The organism is Paraburkholderia phenoliruptrix (assembly GCF_902859825.1).
Taxonomy (GTDB): Bacteria; Pseudomonadota; Gammaproteobacteria; order Burkholderiales; family Burkholderiaceae; genus Paraburkholderia; species Paraburkholderia phenoliruptrix.
Map to the genome: position 1 here is coordinate 288,407 of NZ_CADIKB010000001.1, position 18,174 is coordinate 306,580.

An 18,174-nucleotide genomic window follows, 5' to 3' on the forward strand; every position below is an offset into this window, starting at 1 on the left:
GGATGAGCGAGGACATCGACGGCGGCGTGGAACCCGGCACGCCGATCTGGGCGGCGTTCGGCGACCTGATGTCCGTGCTGCTCGGCGCGTTCATGCTGATTCTGGTCGCCGTGATCGGCGTGCAGCTCGAACTGTCGAACAAGCTGGAGCAGGAGGTCAAACAGCGCCAGCTCGAAACGCAGCGCCGCAAGACGCTCGAAGAGGCGCTCGCCGGCCCGCTCGCGGCCGGCCGCGTGACGCTCGTCAACGGACGCATCGGCATCAGCGGCAATGTGCTGTTCGCGCTGAACTCCGACCAATTGCAGCCGCAAGGGCGGGACCTGCTGAAGAGTCTCGCGGGTCCGCTGTCCGCCTATCTGCGCGCGAACGATCAGTTGCTGATGGTGAGCGGCTTCACCGACGACCAGCGGCTGCGCGAAGGCAACCGCCGTTTCGCGGACAACTGGGAACTGTCGGCGCAGCGCGCGCTGACCGTGACGCGCGCGCTGATCGACGCGGGCGTGCCGGCGTCGTCGGTGTTCGCGGCGGCCTTCGGCTCCGCTCAGCCGGTCAGTTCGAATGCCGACGAACAAGGGCGCGCGCGCAACCGCCGCGTGGAGATCGCGCCGGTTCCGCGGCTCGCGGCGGCGGGAAAGTCTCGTGAGTAATCGCGCGAGCCATCAGGCGACGGAACCGGCGGCCACGCCGCAGACGCCGCGCGCGATGCTCGACGGCTGGCGGGCGCGCGGCGCCGACCTGGTGGACCCGCTGCGGTTTCGTTTCATCGACGCGCTGGAGCGGCGCGCCGCCGGTCACAGCGGCGAGGCGCGCCGTGTGCTCGACGAGAAGCTTGCCGCGCTGCTCGAAGCGTATGCGCGTGAAGTAGAACGCGGCGAATGCGAGGACCACCAGCACCACAGCCCGCTGCGCGCAGGCGCCGCGGCCGCAACCACTCCCGCCTTCTGCGAGCGCGAGCCGTCCCAGAGCGCGCTCGCCCAACTTGTCGGCGAGTTGCAATGCGCAGCGCGGCGCCCGCCACGCGGCCAGCCCGCCTATCCCGAACTCCCCGAGCTCGATTATTTCCGCGAGACGTGGGCGCGCGTGCGCACCGACCAGCAGGTGCGTCAGTCGCTGCAACCGGCGCCCGGCAACGCCGGTCCGCTCAATTCGAGCAGTCTCGTGCACCGCTCGCTTTCGCTGATGCGCGAGCTGTCGCCGGGCTATCTGAAACAGTTTCTGTCGTATGTCGACGCGCTGTCGTGGCTCGAGCAAGTGGGCGGCGGCGCGCCGGCCAGCAAGGGCGCGCGCGGCAAGGCGCGCTGATGCCTCGCGGCGCTTGACGTGGCATATTGGCGGGCGTAGCCATCGAAAGGAGCCCACCATGCGTATCCAGACCTCATTTCTGTTCGATCTCGACGGCACGCTCGTCGACAGCGTCTATCAACACGTGCTGGCCTGGAAAGAAGCGCTCGACAGCGAAGGTATTTCGCTATCGGTGTGGCGGATCCATCGAAAAATCGGCATGAGCGGCGGCCTCTTCACCAACCAGCTTTTGCGTGAGACCCACGGCGACATCAGCGCCGAGCGCGGCGAGCGTCTTCGTCACGCGCATGCGGCGGCGTATAAAAGGTTGCGCGCGCAAGTATGTCCGCTGCCGGGCGCGCGCGAGTTGCTCGACGCGCTCACGCAAGCCGGCACGCCGTGGGCTGTCGCCACCAGCGGCCGCATGGAAACCGCGGCCGTGAATCTTGAGGCGCTCGGCGTCGATCCGTCGAAAGCCGTCGTCGTCACGCGCGACGACGTCAAATACGCAAAGCCCGACCCCGATCTCTTCATTGCGGCAGCCGAACGCCTCGGCGTCGAGATCGAGCATTCGGTCGTGGTCGGCGACAGCATCTGGGACATGCTCGCGGCGCGGCGCTGCCGCGCGCTGGGCGTGGGCTTGCTGTCGGGCGGCTACGGCACGGAAGAGCTGGAGCGCGCCGGCGCGCTCCGGGTCTACGACGACCCGGCGGCGCTGCTCGATCATCTGGACGAAGTGGCCGCGCGGCCGTAACCGGCGCCGTCGCGGCATCGCGCGGCTGCCCAACGGGCGGGCGGCCGCCGCGTCGCCTATCCGTGCTTCTATCCCCGTTTCTATCCGCGTTTTTATCCGTATCGCTTATTCGCTTTATTCAGGCCGCATACGCTGCCTTAAACACGCGTAACTTTGTACTGTTGAAGCCAAGAGCCCTGTACTATACGGATCAACGGGAACCGGCCCGGCAATAGCGATAGAAAGACCGGCGTGTACGCAGGTGGCGGCGCGCCGGCATGTTCCACGTGAGCGAGTGCGGCGACCGGCGAGCCTGTCACGGTGATCCGCTGCGGCGGCACGACGAACCACGTGAAAATATGAACAAGTTTATTCGACCACCCGTCTCCTATCCGACCACGGTTGTTTTCGTCGACGATAACGACAACTATCTCGACGCGCTACGCCGGTTCTTTCCGGACGTTTCCACCAATCTGTTTTTTTCGCGGCCGCAAACGGCGCTCGCCTTCATCCGCCAGCACGCGCGCGAGAATTCGCTGGAGTTCGCCCCGGCTGCGGCATGCCTGAGCGAGACGGGATTCGAGCGCTTCGTGGAAACATCGCCGCAGCGAGACGTGCTGGCGCGCGATGCGCGTTTCGCCGAAGTGGCCGCTGTCGTGGTCGATTACGACATGCCGGGCGTGAGCGGCGTCGAGTTTCTGTCGTCCATCTCCAACTTGCATTGCGCGAAAATTCTGCTCACGGGCGTCGCCGACGAAACCGTCGCGGTCAAGGCATTCAACGCGGGCATTGTCGATCTGTATCTGCGCAAGACCGACGCCGATTCGGCGAACCGGCTCGTTCACTTCCTGAAGGACGCCAAGAGCCGCCACTGTTCCGAGGCGGGCTGGCTCGCACTGGGCGAGAACGGCATCACCTATTGCGATCCGCGCACGCGCAAAGTAATCGACGACGTGGTGAAAGAGAAGGGCATTCTCGAGTACTACTGGCGGCCCGAGCAGAATGCGATTCTCATGTTCGACCGTGAGGGCCGGGCGAGCGTTTTCGTCGCGTGGGCCGAGCACGACTGGATCGCGCAAGGCGAAATCGTCGCGGACGAAAGCGGCCCCGCCGAGTTGCTGAAGCAGATGGCGGTGCGCGAAGTCATGCCGCTCTTCTGGCCGCATCTCGCGTATCGATCCAATCTCGAGTTCAGAATGCTCAAGCCGCAGCCCATTCCCGGCTGGGGCGACGCGTTCTACTGCTGGAGTCCGATCGAGTCGCCGGAAGTGGCCGAAGCCGGCATCAAGCCGCTGACCTACGCGCATTGGCGGAGCAACCGGGCGCGCTAACGCCTGCCGGCACGTCGAGCTACATGTACGCCATTCCTACCGCCTTCGTGTCGGCCATGTTCGTCGTGTTCGGCCTCTATGTCGTCATCACGCAGGGGCTGACGCGGCTCTCGGCGCCATTCCTTCTGATGTGCTCGGCCACCTTCGCATGGCAGGGCACATGGACCCTGCTGTTCCAGACCAAAGATCCGCAGATCGCGGCCTTGCTGGTTCGCGTCGGTTATCTGTTCATTCTGTTTCTTCCCACTACCTTTTATCATTTCGTCACCGAGGTGGCGGCGCGGCGGCGCGAGCGGCCGGTGTTGCTGGCCTCGTATGGATTATGCGTCGTGCTGGCGGTCCTGCTGCCCGGCAATGAAGTGGTGTCGGGCTATCAGCGTTTTTTCTTCGGCTACTATCCGGTCGCCGGTCCGCTGCATCCGTTGCATGTCCTGCAGACGGTGTTGCTCGCGGCGCGCAGCGCGCAGCTTCTGCTCGGCGCGCGCAAGCAGGCGGGCAGCGAGGCGCGGCGGCGTCTCGATCTGTGTCTCGCGGCGCTGGGCCTGTATTCTTTCGCCGCTGTCGACTACGCGGTCAACTACGGCTATCCGTTTTATCCGCCCGGCGTGCTGTTCATCGCGTTGAGCCTGGGGCTGCTCGCCATCACGATTGTGCGCTATCACCTGATTCATCCCTATGCGCTCGCGGCCACCATTGCACACGAAATCGCGACGCCGCTCGCCACCATCGGCATGCACGCAGACGAGATTGCCAGCGTCTGGAGCCACGTGTCCAAAGGCTACCGGCTTGCCGTCGCGCACGGCCTGTACGACGACCACGAACATTCGGATCAAACCGAGCGCATTAGCCAGCTTGCCACGGCAATCCGGCGCGAAGTATGCGGCACGAGCGCGATGGTCGAAATGGCGCTGGCTTCCTTCACCCTCGACCGGCTGGATCGCAGCCGTTTCAGCGCGCATGCCGTGCAGCAGTGCGTGAACTCCGCGCTGGAGCGTTATCCGTTTCGCGCAGGCGAACGAGAGCGCATCACCGTCTCGCCGATCGACTCGACACTGCGTTTTTCCGGCTCCGACACGGTAGTGGTGTTCGTGCTCTTCAATCTGCTGAAAAACGCGTTGCATGCGATTCACGTGAGCGGCGAAGGGCAGATCGCGATCAGCGCGCGGGAGGACCAGGGCTTCTGCGTGCTGCAATTTCGCGACACCGGACCCGGCATCGCGCCGGACGTTCTACCGCATATTTTTGACGCCTTCTTTTCGACCAAGCGCCACGGCAGCGGCGCCGGCATGGGCCTCGCCTTTTGCCGCCGCGCGACGGAGCTGCTCGGCGGCAGTATCGAATGCACGTCGGTGCGGGGCACGCACACTACGTTCACCGTGTGCCTGCCCGTACCGGGCTCGGCAGCGGACAGGGCTTTGCCCGGCTTGCCGGCGCGCGAGGCGCGCCGGCGTTAAGGCTTTCGCGGTGCGCCGCGGCCTACTCCGTCAGCTCGGACAACGGCAACTCATACTCCTTCACACGGTCGACGATTCCATCCGGAAAGCGCCGGATCTTGCGGTCGCGGCCCGCGTAGAGGATCTGCTGATAGCCCTGCGACACCTTGCGTCCGTCGACGCAAAAGCGAAACAGCAGGTACGCGGAGCATTGCCTGACTTGCACGGTGTTCAGATAGCAATCCACGCGCTGGAACGGAAACGTCTCATGCACATATTCCTGATGCGCGCGTTTGGTCACGAACATGCCGTCCGAGCCGAGCAGATCGTCGTGAATGCATTCATGGAACCACCGTTCGCGGCACACGCCTTGCCACTCGAAGTAGCGCGCGAAATAAGTATTCATGAAGGCATTGGAGTCTTTTAGATAGATGTCGAAGGAATGAACAAAGGTTTTCGGCGACTCGGCGGTGAGCGGGTTCTCCGAAAGCTGAGCGTTACCGCGATTCAGAGCCTGGGGGATAGCTTCTCGCATCAACATACGATTTTCCTTTTGCAGGATGGCTGCTGGTGGCAGCCACACATGCCCGCCGGCACGGCGGGCATGTCCCATTCTGTTGGGGAAATGGACGATGTGGCTATTCATCCACGATAAGAGCCGTGCAATTCATTGGCGGCTCGCGCCATGGCGTCCCGATGACGGAATAACTGGCCGACGACAGTGTTGACGCAGCGATTCTTTTATTCAGTGGGTCAGCGAACAGAACGGGGGACGCGTCTGGCCGGATGCGGAAATGGTGATAAGCGGACAGGCAAGCCGCGATGCGCGAGTTCTGGCTTGATTCGCGATTGGGGAGCGGTTTTATTTATCGCGCATAACCCGCGTGGATAAGCGCCGCTCAGGCGGCACCGGCATTGGCGCCGGCATTGGCGCGCAGAAAGCCGCACACCGCCTTGTGCATGGCTTGCACGCCGGGGCTCGAATCGATTGCGCGCCAGCAGCCGTGCACGAGTCCCGCGCCGATCCACAATTGCGCGCGTCCGCCGGCCGCCTCAATCCGTTCGACGAAAACCCGGGCGTCGTCGCGAAGCGGGTCATGCTCGGCGCCGACGGCGAGCGTGGGCGGAAGCGCGTCGTAACGCGCGGCGTCGAGCGGCACGGTCCAGCCCGGACGCGGCGCCGCTTCGCCCCAGTACAGGTCGCGAAATGCGTGGACGTCGGTGAGCGTCAGCATTGGCGCGTGCGCTTCGGTGTCGCGGGCGGGCGGCTGCGGGTCGGTGCCGAGCATCGGATAGATCAGCGCCATGCCGCTGATGCCGGCCATTCCCTCGTCGCGCAAACGCAATGCGACGCTGGCCGCGAGCGTGGCGCCGGCGCTGTCGCCCGCGAGCTGCAGCGTGGCGCTGGCGGGAAGATCGAACGGCAGCCGGCCTTGCAAGGCGGCGCGCGTGAGCTCGAGACAGTCGTCGTGCGCGGCCGGCGCGCGGTGTTCGGGCGCGAGCCGGTAGTCGACGGCGATCACATCGAGGCCGGTGTCCGCGGCGAGGCGCGCCGTGATCAGTTGATGACTGTCGAGCGATCCGAGCACGAAGCCGCCGCCATGAAAATACAGCACGACGCCGCGCCCCATGCCGTCCGCCGGGGCGCGGTTGCAATAACGGCGCAATGGAATCGAATGGCCGGCGGCGGCCTGAAACGGCGCGTCTTCGGTCACGATGTGCGGCGGCAGTGGCGGCGTGAGCGCGGCGGCGTAGCGGTCATAAATCTCGCGCTGCTCGCGCGGTGTCAGCGAGGTGCTGTGTCCTGGGTAGATCGCGGCGGCTCGCGCGATGAACGCCGCCATTTGCGGCTCAAGCATGCTGGCTCCGCTTTTCTTGCGCGGCCGCGGGCAGCCCGATCATGCGGCCCGCGTACGCGGCGGCGGGTAAAGCCGCCTGCGCGTCGGCCAGTTCCTTGATGCGCGCGGCGACGTCGGCGTCGAACGCGACCGAGCGCGGCCCGCTCGTGTCGACGTGCAGCAGCATCTGCTCGCCGGCCGCAACCGGCGTGTTGCCGTCGTCGGCGAACATTTCGAGGTACAGGTGCAAGCGCTTCGTGTCATGCGCGAGCACGCGCATGTCGACGCGCACGCGCGCGCCCTGCTTGATTTCGTGCAGATAGTTGATGTGCGCTTCGAGCGTGTAGATGGAGCGGCCGCGTTGCTTGCGCACGGCGTCGGGCAAACCGATCAGGTCGATCAGTTCGTCGGTCGCGTAGCTGAAGATCAGCATATAGAACGCGTCGCGCAGATGACCGTTGTAGTCGACCCATTCCGCGCGCACCGTGTCGCGGTAGCAGGGCAGGGAAGCGGTGGGCGGCATGGTGCGGGGTCTCCTTGGGTTCGTGTGCGACGCATGATGCGATGGTGCGCCGCGCCGGGCAGCGGGCGCGGCAGTATTCCGGTCGATTCGCCGATCACAGCCGGCAGGCGTCAATCCGCCGGCGCGAGGCCATGACGCGCCTTGGCCTCGCCGATTGCCGCCAGCACGCTCGTAATGCAGTCGTCGCGGTAGCGCTCCAGTTCCTTGATCGAGCGCGGGCCGACCTGTTCGGCGGTGCCGTCCACCACGCGGTCGATCAGTTCGTCCGTCAGCTTCGGCGCTACCAGTTTAGTCCACGGCAGCTCCAGCGCGGGGCCGAATTGCTGCATGAAATGGCGCATGCCGGCGTCGCCGCCCGCGAGCGTGTAGGTGAGGAAGGTGCCCATGAACGACCAGCGGATGCCCGCGCCGAAGCGGATCGCGTCGTCGATCTCGCCGGTGGTCGCCACGCCTTCGTTGACGAGATGCAGCGCCTCGCGCCACAGCGCTTCGAGCAGCCGGTCGGCGACGAAGCCCGGCACTTCCTTGCGCACCCGCAGCGGACGCATCGAGAGCGAATGGTAAATGCGCAGCGCGGCGTCGATGGTGGCGGGCGCCGTCCTTTCTCCGCCGAGCACTTCGACGAGCGGCAGCAGATACACGGGATTGAACGGATGCCCGACGATACACCGCTCGGGATGCACGGCCCGCGCGTAGAAGTCGCTCGGCAGAAGCCCCGAGGTCGATGAAGCGATGATCGCCTCGGGCTTGGCGGCGCGGCTGATCTGCTCGTGCAACGCGAGCTTTAGCTCCTCGCGCTCGGGCGCGCTTTCCTGAATGAAGTCGGCGTCGCCCACACACGCTTCGATCGTATCGACAAAGCGCAGTCGCGCCTGCGACGCCCCTTGCGCGAGGCCGACGCGTTCGAGCGCGGGCCACGCGTTCGCCACGTTCTCGCGCAACTGCTTTTCCGCGCCGGGCGCGGGGTCCCACGCGATCACATCGAGGCCGTGTGCGAGCGCGCGCGCCACCCAGCCGCTGCCGATCACGCCGGCGCCGATTGCGGCAAATGTTTTGATATCGACGATCACTGCCATTGCTGACGTTTCCTTGTTTGAAGAGTTCTGCTATGCCCGATTCACGCGTATGCGCCGGCCGCGCGCCGTTCGAGTTGCCGTTCGCCGCGCCCGGGCAGGCCGAGCTTGCGTCGTCCTTCGGCGGGCGTGAGCGCCCGTCCGCCGAGGCGCTCGATGATTTCCACCGCGCGCTGCACCAGCGTGCCGTTGGTTGCGGGCACACCTTTATCGAGCCAGATGTTGTCTTCCAGACCGACGCGCACATGGCCGCCGAGCAGCATGGCCTGCGCGACCATCGGCATCTGCATGCGGCCGATGCCGAAGCCGGCCCATTGCGCGCCGGGCGGCAGGTTGTCCGCCATCGCTTTCATCGTCGTGGTGTCGGCGGGCGCGCCCCAGGGAATGCCGAGGCACAGCTGGAAGAGCGGCGGCGCATCCAGCAGCCCTTCCTTCAGCAACTGCTTCGCGAACCACAGGTGGCCCGTATCGAAGATCTCGAGTTCGGGCTTCACGCCCAACGCCTGAATGCGCGCGGCGCCAGCGCGCAGTTGCGCCGGCGTCGACACGTAGATGTAGTCGCCGTCGCCGAAATTGAGCGTGCCGCAATCGAGGGTGCAGATTTCCGGCAGCAACTCCTCGACGTGCGCGAGGCGCGTGAGGCCGCCGACCAGATCCGTGTTCGCGCCAAAGCGCATCGGATCTTCGCCGGGGCCGATTTCCAGATCGCCGCCCATGCCCGCGGTCAGATTGATGATGACGTCCGTGCCCGACGAGCGGATCCGGTCGACCACCTCGCGATAGAGCGCCGGATCGCGGCTGCCGCGTCCGGTTTTCGGATCGCGCACGTGGCAATGCGCGACGGTCGCGCCTGCTTTCGCGGCTTCGATGGCCGCCTCGGCGATCTGCTTCGGCGTGACGGGAATGGCCGGGTGCTTGCCGACGGTGTCGCCTGCGCCGGTGACCGCGCAGGTCACGATGACTTCATGATTCATGCGTGCAAAATTCCTGTGGTTGTTCAGTGCGCGACTTGTGCGGAGGAAGTCAGCGACTCGGATTCAGCGGATCAAAGCCCGAGATAGGCCTTGACCGCGGGCAAACCGTCCTTGCCGTCATACGTCTTCACGCCGGCAAGCCATGCGTCGAGTACCTGCGGGTTTTTCTTCAGATAAGCCTTGGCGGCATCGGCGGGCTTCTCCTTGTTCATCACCGATTGCATCACCACGTTTTCGAGCTGCGTGGAAAAGCGCAGGTTGCTCACGAGCTTGCCCGCGTTCGGGCAACGGGACAGATAGTCGGGCGACGTGAGCGTGTACACGCGCGCCTCGCCGTCGTTCGGACCGAAGACGCCTTCGCTGCCCGTCAGATATTTCATGTCGATCTGAATGTTCATCGGATGCGGTTCCCAGCCGAGAAACACCACCCATTTCTTGTCGCGAATCGCGCGTTCCACTGAGACAAGCATGCCCGCTTCGCTCGATTCGATCAGCTTGACGCCGCCGAGGCCGAACTTGTTGGTGGCGATCATCTTCTGGATGGCCGCGTTCGCGCTGCTGCCGGGCTCGATGCCGTAGATCTTGCCGTCGAGCTGATCGCGATGTTTGGCGATGTCGGCGAAGGTTTTGAGACCCGCGTCGTACGCATAGGTCGGCACGGCGAAGGTCGCCTTCGCGCCCGTCAGATTGGGCGGTTGCAGCACCTCGATCGACTTCGACTCGACGAACGGCGCAATCGCCTTCTCCTGCACGGGCCACCAGTAGCCGAGCGAGACGTCGAGCTGTTTGCTCTTCAGCCCGGCAAACGAAATCGGCACCGAAGCGACGGTCGTCACCGGCTGATAGCCGAGCCCTTCAAATACAGTGGAGGCGAGCGCCGTGGTCGACGTGATGTCCGTCCAGCCGATGTCGGCGAAATGCACGGCGCGGCACGCAGGCGGATCCTGGGCAAACGCGGGCAGCGCGGTGACGGCGGCGCCGCACGCGGCCGCGAGGCAGGCAAGGCGGGCAAGTTGGGCCAGCAGCGTTTTGATGCGTAACTTCATGACCTTCCCCTATTGACGCTCGTGTGCGTCTGATAGCGTGTTTTCGAAAGAGGCCGCTTCGCTGCGCGAAGGCACCGCGCGGCCCACCGGCAAGTGATGCGTGAGGTACTACCTGAACCTGTCGACCCTGCGTGAGATCCTGCGTGTGGAATGGCACTAAAGTTAATGCCCCATATTGCTGCCAAAGCGACCATCAGCGACCCGTTCTTGCTTCCACGCGACAACGAGGGAAAACCAGCACGCGCAAGCCGCAGGCGGCCTCCGCGCGACGTTGCGGCGCAGCATGCGCTGCCGCGAATTTTGGCGCGCCTTGTCCGCTCGCGATCTGCTTGCTACGCTCGCCCGGAACCGCGCGTTCGCCCGTGGCTCACGCCGCTTTTCACCGGATTTTCGCCTCATGCCTGAAGAAATTTCGTTCCTGCTGCTGCCGGGCTTTTCGGCGATCGGCTTCATGTCGGCCGTGGAGCCGCTGCGCGTGGCGAACCGCTTTCGCGGCGAGTTGTACCAATGGCGCATTCTGAGTCTGGACGGCGCGCCCGTCGCGGCCAGCAACGGCATTTCGATCAACGCCGACGCAGCGATCGGCGACCTCGAAGAAGCGGGTGAAGCGGCGACGCTCTTCGTCGTGGCGGGCTTCGAGCCGCTCGCCTGCTACACGCGCGAACTCGGCGAGCGGCTCAAGCGCCTCGCGCGGGCGCGCGCGACGCTCGGCGGCATCGACACGGGCAGCTTCGTGCTCGCGGAAGCCGGGCTCTTCGGCGGCGCGGACAACGTGACGGTGCATTGGGAGGCGCTGTCGGCATTTCGCGAGCGTTATCCGTCGCTGGATGCGAGCCAGGAATTGTTCGAGATCGGCACGCGGCGCATCACGTGTGCGGGCGGCACGGCGTCGATCGACATGATGCTCGACCTGATCGGCCGCGAGCACGGCGCCGCGCTCGCATCGGCGGTTTCCGAGCAGTTCGTGGTGAGCCGCATCCGCCAGCGTTCCGACCATCAGCGGATGGAAATCGCCGCACGCTACGGCGTGCACAATCGCAAGCTGATTCAGGTGATCGGCGTGATGGAGCAGCACATGGAGGAGCCGCTTGCGCCCGACCGGCTCGCGCAGGAAATCGGCGTGACGCGGCGGCAGCTGGAACGGCTCTTCTGCGCGTCGCTGAAAGACACACCCACGCATTTCTACCTGCAATTGCGGCTCACCCGCGCGCGCGAGCTGCTGCAACAGACCGATATGTCGATCACGTCGATCTGCGTGGCGTGCGGATTCGAGTCGCCGTCGCATTTTTCGCGGACATATCGCGCGCGCTTTGGCGCGAGCCCGAGAAGCGACCGGCGGGTGAGCGGCGGTTTGGTGCCGCCCAAAGCGGTAATCAAGGCGGGTGCTGGCGAATTATCGCAGGCGCAGCAACAGTGAATTCATTGGTTTGGGGGTTTACCCTAGGTTCCCGGCCTCCTAGACTGTGTCCATCTGCTGAAGACACACCGCCTTCAGCGCCTGACAAAACAATCTCTGGAGGTCGTTAGCATGAAATCGCTGATCGAAGCCGCTGTTATCGCCGCGCTCATTTCCGCACCGCTCGCCGCTTTCGCGCAGTCGAACCAGCCGGTCACGCGCGCTCAGGTTCGCGCGGAGCTGATTCAGCTGGAAAAGGCCGGCTACAACCCGGGCACGTCGAACGACTACGATTACCCGGCCAACATTCAGGCCGCCGAAGCCCGCGTCGCCGCGCAGAACGGCACGGCTCAAACGAGCGGCTATGGCCCGGCCACCAGCGGTTCGTCGCAAGCCGGCAGCCGCGCTCAGGTGACCGCGAGTTCGTATTCGGCTCCCGTGTATGTCGGCCATTAATTGAGCTGATCGCCGCGCGGGCAGGATTGCCGCGCGAGACGAAAAAAAACGGCACGCCAAGGCGTGCCGTTTGTGCATTCAGAGGCCGCCCATGCACATGTACTTGATGACGACGTAGTCGTCGATGCCGTAGTGCGAGCCTTCGCGCCCAAGGCCCGACTGCTTGACGCCGCCGAACGGCGCGACTTCGTTGGAGATCAGGCCGGTGTTGATGCCCACCATGCCGTATTCCAGCGCTTCCGCGACGCGCCACACGCGCGCGATGTCGCGGCTATAGAAGTACGACGCCAGACCGAACTCCGTATCGTTCGCGAGCCGGATCACTTCCTCGTCCGACGAGAAACGGAACAGCGGCGCGAGCGGGCCGAAGGTTTCGTCGCGCGCCACCTTCATGTCGGGCGTGACGTCGGCGAGCACGGTCGGCTCGAAAAAGCCGTGACCGAGCGCGTGACGCTTGCCGCCCGTGACGACGCGCGCGCCTTTCGCGAGCGCGTCTGCGATATGCGATTCGACCTTGAGCACGGCGGCTTCGTTGATGAGCGGACCTTGCGTCACGCCGGCCTCGGTGCCGCGGCCCACCTTCAATTGTTCGACGGCGGCGCGCAGCTTGTCGGCAAACGCGTCGTAGACCTTGTCGTGCACGTAGAAGCGGTTGGTGCACACGCAGGTCTGGCCGCTGTTGCGATACTTCGACGCAATTGCGCCGGCCACGGCAGCGTCGAGATCGGCGTCGTCGAACACGATGAAGGGCGCGTTGCCGCCCAGTTCCAGCGACACTTTCTTGACGGTCGGCGCGCACTGCGCCATCAGCAGACGGCCAACCGGCGTCGAGCCCGTGAATGACAGCTTGCGCACGATCGGATTGCCGGTCATTTCCGCGCCGATCGCCTTCGGCTCGCCCGTCACCACGTTGAAAACACCGCGCGGCACGCCGGCGCGTTCGGCCAGCACGGCGAGCGCGAGCGCCGAGAGCGGCGTGGCTTCAGCCGGCTTGACGATGATCGGACAGCCGGCCGCGAGCGCCGGGCCGACTTTGCGGGTGATCATCGCGGCGGGGAAATTCCACGGTGTGATGGCCGCGCACACGCCGACCGGCTCCTTCGTCACGACAATGCGCTTGTCGGCGGCGGGCGTCGGAATCGTGTCGCCGCTCACGCGCTTGCCTTCTTCGGCGAACCATTCGAGGAAGGACGCGGCGTACTGGATCTCGCCCTTGGCCTCGGCAAGCGGCTTGCCTTGTTCGGTGGTGAGAATGAGCGCGAGGTCGTCGGCGTGCTCGAGCATCAGGTCGTGCCACTTGCGCAGAATCACCGCACGTTGCTTTGCCGTGATGGCGCGCCATGCCGGCCAGGCGGCGTTCGCCGCGGCGATGGCGCGGCGCGTTTCCGCCGTGCCCATGCGCGGCACCGTGGCGATGACTTCGCCGGTCGCGGGATTCACGACTTCGAAGGTCGCGGCGTCGTCGGCACCTTGCCATTCGCCTGCGATGTAGGCGGCGGTCTTCAATAGAGCCGGGTCTTTTAGAGTCAGCGTGGTCATGAATCGTTTCCTCAGGCTGCGACAGCGACGCTGTCCTTGATCACGTCTTCGAGAATGGCGAGCGCCTCGTCGAAAACGGTGTCCTGAATCGTCAATGGGAACAGGAAGCGGACCACGTTCGAATACACGCCGCACACGAGCAGCAGCAGCCCGCGTTCGAGCGCGCGCGCCTGCACGCGCTTCGTGAAGTCCGCGTCCGGTTCCGTGCTGCCCGGCTTGCAGAACTCGACCGCCATCATGGCGCCGGGGCCGCGCACGTCGGCGATCTGCGGCGCGTCTTTTTGCAGCGCGATCAGTTTGGTCTTCACGCGCTCGCCGAGCACGACGGCGCGCTCGCAAAGCTTCTCTTCGTCGATGATGTCGAGCACCGCATGCGCCGCGGCGAGCGCGAGCGGATTGCCGGCGTACGTGCCGCCGAGTCCGCCGGGCGCCGCCGCATCCATCACCTCAGCGCGGCCGATCACGCCCGACAGCGGCATGCCGCCCGCGAGGCTCTTCGCGACCGTCATCAGGTCGGGCACCACGTCGTGGTGATGCATGGCGAACAGCTTGCCGGTGCGCGCGAAGCCGGTTTGCACTTCGTCCGCGATCAGCAGAATGCCGTGCTCGTTGCACAGCTTGCGCAGCGCGCGCACGAACTCGACCGGCGCCGGATAGAAACCGCCTTCGCCCTGAACCGGCTCGAAAATGATGGCGGCCACACGCTTCGGATCGATGTCGGCCTTGAACAGGAATTCAATTGCCTTGAGCGAATCTGCCGTACTGACGCCATGCAGCGGATTCGGGAACGGCGCATGGAACACGTCCGACGGGAACGGCCCAAAGCCCAGCTTGTACGGCGCGACCTTGCCGGTCAGCGCCATGCCCATCAGCGTGCGGCCGTGAAAGCCGCCCGTGAAGGCGATTACGCCGGGACGGCCGGTCGCGGCGCGCGCGATCTTGATTGCGTTTTCCACGGCCTCGGCGCCAGTGGTGAAGAAAGCCGTTTTCTTCGGATGATCGCCTGGCGCGCGCTGATTGAGCTTTTCCGCCAGTTCCACATAGGACGCGTACGGCACGATCTGATATGCAGTGTGCGTGAAATGATCGAGCTGGTCGCGCAGCGCCGCCACGATCTTCGGATGACGATGCCCCGTGTTGCACACCGCAATGCCCGCCGCGAAGTCGATGAAGCGGCGGCCCTCCACATCCCAGAGCTCGGCGTTTTCGGCGCGCTCGGCGTAAAAATCGCACATGACGCCGACGCCGCGCGGCGTGGCTGCGTCTTTGCGGCTCTTCAGGTCTGCGTTCTTCAGGTTCATTGCGTGGCTCCTCGCTGTCGGCGGACGCCGCGCCCAAGGCGCGGCACATGCAGCGACTATAGTGAGATTTGGCTCTGAGCTTCAGAGCCATTTCTATAAAAATATAGGAGCCATTTAGGCGGGCGATGGCGCCGGCAAAGCGCCGGGTGCCTGCCTCAGAGGCGGATCAACACCGCGCCCAGCGTGACAAGCGCGCATGCCACGACACGCCGCACGGTCAATTTCTCGTGCATGAACAGCCAGCCGATCAGCACCGCGAAGATCGAGCTCAATTCGCGCAGCGCGGAGACCATCGCGATAGGCAGATAACGGTAGGCTTCGATGATCAGACAATAGGCGAAGAGCGCGAGCGCGCCGGACGCAATCCCCTTCGTCACCACTGCGCGCCCGATGAAAAGCCCCTTCGCGCCCCCGCGCCAATGCCACGCGAGCAGAAACTGCGGCACGTTCCAGATCAGATAGACCCACATGATGTAGCTGAGGCCGTTGCCCGCGGCGCGCGCGCCGATTCCGTCGACCACCGAATACGTCGCGATGAAAAAACCCGTCAGCAGCGCGAACGGGACGCTCTCGCCCGAGAAGCGCATGCCGCGCCGGAACGCCAGCGAGACGATGCCCGTCGACACCAGCGCGACGCCGAGCGCCGCGAGCGGCTTTAGCGATTCGTGAGCGAACACCAACGCGCCGACGAACACCAGCATGGGCGAGAGACCGCGCGCAATCGGATAGATCTGCCCGAAGTCGCCGCTCCGGTACGCCCGGATCAGCGCGAGCAGATAGCCGAACTCCAGCACCACCGAGGCGAAGATGTAGGGCCACGCGGCGGGCGCGGGCATCGGCAGCACGAGCACAGCGACGCTGCTCACGGCGATGTAGGGAATCGCCATCATGCCGAGCAGCCAGACACGGTCTTCTGACAGATGCAACGACGCGTTCCAGGTGGCATGCAGCAGCGCCGACAGCAGGACCAGCAAGACGACAAGGGTTTCCATGAAGGCGGGCAGCAGGCGAAGGTTGGCTGGCCGGACAGCCGGCCGCAAGCCCGTGATTATTCCAGCAGAACGCGCGAATCGAGGAGTGGGCGATCAAAGCAAAGGGGCTTTGTGAGGCGAAAAGCGGAAATTTGTGGCGCGCACGATGACGCCCGAATGACGCCGGTATGACCCGCGCATGATGTCCGTATGACAACGTTTTGCCTGCGTGCAGCCGTCATGCCGGGTGACTTGCAGCCAGGCTATATTGCGTCATTCGCCGTGCCGTCCCCGACATCCCGCACTATTCGCGATGCCCTCATGCAGCCTTTGAGCTTCCTTCCCGACAGCTTTGCGGAGTACGAAGATCTTAAGGCGATCCTCGATCACGGCAGCGCGAGCTTTGCGATCCGCACCGTTTGCGAGACGACGGTGCGCGGCCGGCGCTTCGGCGTGCATACCGCGAGCATCGGCTCGACGGATCCGCAGGCGCCCGCCATCGGTTTTTTCGGCGGCATTCATGGGCTCGAGCGAATCGGCTCGCAACTCGTGCTCGATTACATGCGCGCGCTGCTCGCGCGGCTCGAATGGGACGAACTGCTCGTCCGTCAGTTGCAGTCGATTCGCCTCGTCTTCATGCCGATCGTCAATCCGGGCGGAATGTGGGCGGCCACGCGCGCCAATCCGAACGGCGTCGACCTGATGCGCAATGCGCCGCAAAACGCCGACGAGCGCGTGCCGCTGCTCGCCGGCGGCCAGCGCGTCGGCGCGTGGTTGCCGTGGTATCGCGGGCGCCGCGGCTCGCCGATGGAAGCCGAGGCCGCCGCGCTGCTGCAGGTGGTCGAAACGGAACTGGCTGCGCGGCCGTTGAGCATTGCGCTCGATTGCCATTCGGGCTACGGCTGGAGCGACAGCATCTGGTTTCCGTATGCACGCACGCGCAAGCTGATGCCGCATCTGCCGGAAATGTATGTGCTCAAAACGATGTTCGAGCACTCGCATCCGCATCATGGGTATACGTTCGAGCCGCAAAGTCATCAATACCTGCTGCACGGCGATCTGTGGGACTTCGCCTATGACCGCGCGCCCGCCGCCCACGTTTTTTTACCGATGACGCTCGAACTCGGCTCGTGGCTGTGGATCAAGAAAAACCCGCGCCAGCTTTTCTCGCGCCAGGGTTTCTTCAATCCGGTGAAGGCGCACCGCACGGCGCGCGTGTTGCGGCGTCACGCGAATCTGCTCGATTTCCTCGCGCGGGCGGCGTTTTCGTCGCAGCGCTGGCTGCCGCAAGGCAATCGCCGCGAGCAAGTGCTGCAAAGCGCGATCGATCACTGGTACAGGCCGAAGATTTCATGAGCACATGGATTCTGCTGCGCGGGCTGACACGCGAGACGCGTCATTGGTCCGCGTTGCCCGACGCATTGCGCGAAGCCACGGGCGCCTCCCGTCTCATGTTGCTCGATCTGCCGGGAAACGGCGCGTTCGCGCATTTGCGCGCGCCCGCGCGCGTCGCCGCGATGGTCGAGTTCGTGCGCCTGGCTGCTGCGCGGGGCGGTGCGGCCGGCGTAGGTGCGACCGGCGTAGGTGCGGGCGGCGCAAGTGCAACCGGCGCAGGCACGGCCGGCCCCATCAACCTACTCGCGATGTCGCTCGGTGCCATGGTCGCGACCGCGTGGGCGCAACAACATCCCGGCGAAGTCGCGCGGCTCGTCCTCATTAACACCAGCATGCGTCCGTTCAGCCGCGCGCACGAGCGGCTGCGGCCGGCGGCATGGCCGAGTCTTTTGGCGGTCGCCCGGCATTGGAACGACCCGCTGTGCGCGGAGCGCGACATTCATCGGTTGACGTGCAATGAGACCGGCACGCTCGCAGCGGATCTCGAATCGTGGAGCATGATTCGCCGTAGCGCGCCAGTGAGCCGCGGCAATGCGCTGCGGCAACTGTTGGCGGCGGCGCGCTTTCGCGCGGGCGCGGCCAAACCGGCTTGTCCGCTGCTGCTGCTTTCGTCGCGCGGCGACCGGCTCGTCAATCCGGTGTGCACCTCGAAACTGGCCGCGGCGTGGGGCGCGCCGCATCGCGAGCACCCATGGGCCGGGCACGACCTGCCGCACGACGATCCAGCGTGGGTGGCCGAGCAGGTGCGCGCATGGCTCGCGCAGCAAACGGCCGAGGCCTGGGCCATGCGTTAGGCGCAACGGCGTGATTGCGCGGTTACGTGATTACATGGTTACGTGGTTACGTGGTTACGGCGGGGCCTGATTGCGCACTTGCAGCAAGCG

The 18,174-nt window shown here is 65.2% G+C and carries 18 protein-coding genes; 9 read left to right on the forward strand and 9 right to left on the reverse strand.

The genetic code is table 11. The features are described 5' to 3' along the window. The first annotated feature begins 2 nt into the window (after window positions 1–2). The 5 genes from HV711_RS01360 to HV711_RS01380 all read left to right on the forward strand — a co-directional run bounded on the left by HV711_RS01360 (window position 3) and on the right by HV711_RS01380 (window position 4,799). Window positions 3–647 (forward strand): OmpA family protein, encoded by a 645-nt coding sequence (locus HV711_RS01360; RefSeq protein WP_014972190.1) that lies wholly within the window; start codon window positions 3–5, stop codon window positions 645–647. Continuing rightward, on the forward strand, window positions 640–1,302 hold the full coding sequence (locus tag HV711_RS01365; RefSeq protein ID WP_035482905.1) for a DUF2894 domain-containing protein: 663 nt from the start codon (window positions 640–642) through the stop codon (window positions 1,300–1,302). The genes HV711_RS01360 and HV711_RS01365 overlap by 8 nt, the downstream gene beginning before the upstream one ends. Before the next feature lie 58 nt (window positions 1,303–1,360). Then, the gene (locus HV711_RS01370) at window positions 1,361–2,035 is read left to right on the forward strand and encodes an HAD family hydrolase (RefSeq protein WP_013590671.1); all 675 of its coding nucleotides are present in this window, start codon (window positions 1,361–1,363) and stop codon (window positions 2,033–2,035) included. 338 nt (window positions 2,036–2,373) lie between these two features. After that, complete coding sequence (locus HV711_RS01375) at window positions 2,374–3,345, forward strand: response regulator (protein WP_013590670.1); 972 nt, start codon at window positions 2,374–2,376, stop codon at window positions 3,343–3,345. A gap of 23 nt (window positions 3,346–3,368) precedes the next feature. Then, a complete protein-coding gene (locus HV711_RS01380; protein ID WP_035482919.1) occupies window positions 3,369–4,799 on the forward strand; it encodes a sensor histidine kinase in 1,431 nt (476 codons plus the stop codon). A 22-nt stretch (window positions 4,800–4,821) separates the two neighbouring features. On the opposite strand, the gene HV711_RS01385 is transcribed toward HV711_RS01380, so the two are convergent. The 6 genes from HV711_RS01385 to HV711_RS01410 all read right to left on the reverse strand — a co-directional run bounded on the left by HV711_RS01385 (window position 4,822) and on the right by HV711_RS01410 (window position 10,232). Continuing rightward, on the reverse strand, window positions 4,822–5,319 hold the full coding sequence (locus HV711_RS01385) for an acyl-CoA thioesterase (protein WP_035482906.1): 498 nt from the start codon (window positions 5,317–5,319) through the stop codon (window positions 4,822–4,824). 358 nt (window positions 5,320–5,677) lie between these two features. Beyond that, a complete protein-coding gene (locus HV711_RS01390; protein WP_035482907.1) occupies window positions 5,678–6,637 on the reverse strand; it encodes an alpha/beta hydrolase in 960 nt (319 codons plus the stop codon). After that, the gene (locus HV711_RS01395; protein WP_035482909.1) at window positions 6,630–7,139 is read right to left on the reverse strand and encodes a thioesterase family protein; all 510 of its coding nucleotides are present in this window, start codon (window positions 7,137–7,139) and stop codon (window positions 6,630–6,632) included. The genes HV711_RS01390 and HV711_RS01395 overlap by 8 nt, the downstream gene beginning before the upstream one ends. Before the next feature lie 110 nt (window positions 7,140–7,249). Beyond that, complete coding sequence (locus HV711_RS01400) at window positions 7,250–8,215, reverse strand: L-carnitine dehydrogenase (protein WP_035482910.1); 966 nt, start codon at window positions 8,213–8,215, stop codon at window positions 7,250–7,252. A 41-nt stretch (window positions 8,216–8,256) separates the two neighbouring features. Next, the gene (gene cdhC, locus HV711_RS01405; RefSeq protein WP_035482912.1) at window positions 8,257–9,186 is read right to left on the reverse strand and encodes a 3-dehydrocarnitine:acetyl-CoA trimethylamine transferase CdhC; all 930 of its coding nucleotides are present in this window, start codon (window positions 9,184–9,186) and stop codon (window positions 8,257–8,259) included. 71 nt (window positions 9,187–9,257) lie between these two features. Continuing rightward, window positions 9,258–10,232, reverse strand: a complete 975-nt coding sequence (locus HV711_RS01410) for a choline ABC transporter substrate-binding protein (protein ID WP_035482914.1) — start codon at window positions 10,230–10,232, stop codon at window positions 9,258–9,260. 397 nt (window positions 10,233–10,629) lie between these two features. On the opposite strand from HV711_RS01410, the gene HV711_RS01415 reads away from it, so the two are divergent. Together HV711_RS01415 and HV711_RS01420 are read left to right on the forward strand one after the other, a co-directional pair. Continuing rightward, the gene (locus HV711_RS01415) at window positions 10,630–11,649 is read left to right on the forward strand and encodes a GlxA family transcriptional regulator (RefSeq protein WP_175144961.1); all 1,020 of its coding nucleotides are present in this window, start codon (window positions 10,630–10,632) and stop codon (window positions 11,647–11,649) included. Window positions 11,650–11,760: 111 nt separating this feature from the next. Next, window positions 11,761–12,084, forward strand: a complete 324-nt coding sequence (locus HV711_RS01420) for a DUF4148 domain-containing protein (RefSeq protein WP_013590661.1) — start codon at window positions 11,761–11,763, stop codon at window positions 12,082–12,084. Window positions 12,085–12,162: 78 nt separating this feature from the next. Here the strand turns inward: HV711_RS01420 and gabD are convergent, their stop codons facing one another. The 3 genes from gabD to HV711_RS01435 all read right to left on the reverse strand — a co-directional run bounded on the left by gabD (window position 12,163) and on the right by HV711_RS01435 (window position 15,916). Next, complete coding sequence (gabD, locus tag HV711_RS01425) at window positions 12,163–13,623, reverse strand: NADP-dependent succinate-semialdehyde dehydrogenase (protein ID WP_013590660.1); 1,461 nt, start codon at window positions 13,621–13,623, stop codon at window positions 12,163–12,165. A gap of 11 nt (window positions 13,624–13,634) precedes the next feature. Then, window positions 13,635–14,924, reverse strand: a complete 1,290-nt coding sequence (locus tag HV711_RS01430; protein ID WP_035480227.1) for a 4-aminobutyrate--2-oxoglutarate transaminase — start codon at window positions 14,922–14,924, stop codon at window positions 13,635–13,637. Between the two features lie 155 nt (window positions 14,925–15,079). Further along, a complete protein-coding gene (locus tag HV711_RS01435; RefSeq protein ID WP_028360721.1) occupies window positions 15,080–15,916 on the reverse strand; it encodes an EamA family transporter in 837 nt (278 codons plus the stop codon). Between the two features lie 300 nt (window positions 15,917–16,216). Between HV711_RS01435 and HV711_RS01440 the strand changes: the two genes are divergently transcribed. Then, complete coding sequence (locus HV711_RS01440; RefSeq protein ID WP_013590657.1) at window positions 16,217–17,251, forward strand: M14 family zinc carboxypeptidase; 1,035 nt, start codon at window positions 16,217–16,219, stop codon at window positions 17,249–17,251. Beyond that, window positions 17,248–18,084: an alpha/beta fold hydrolase gene (locus HV711_RS01445; RefSeq protein WP_035480228.1), complete on the forward strand. Its 837-nt coding sequence runs from the start codon at window positions 17,248–17,250 to the stop codon at window positions 18,082–18,084. The genes HV711_RS01440 and HV711_RS01445 overlap by 4 nt, the downstream gene beginning before the upstream one ends. Window positions 18,085–18,174: the final 90 nt, after the last annotated feature.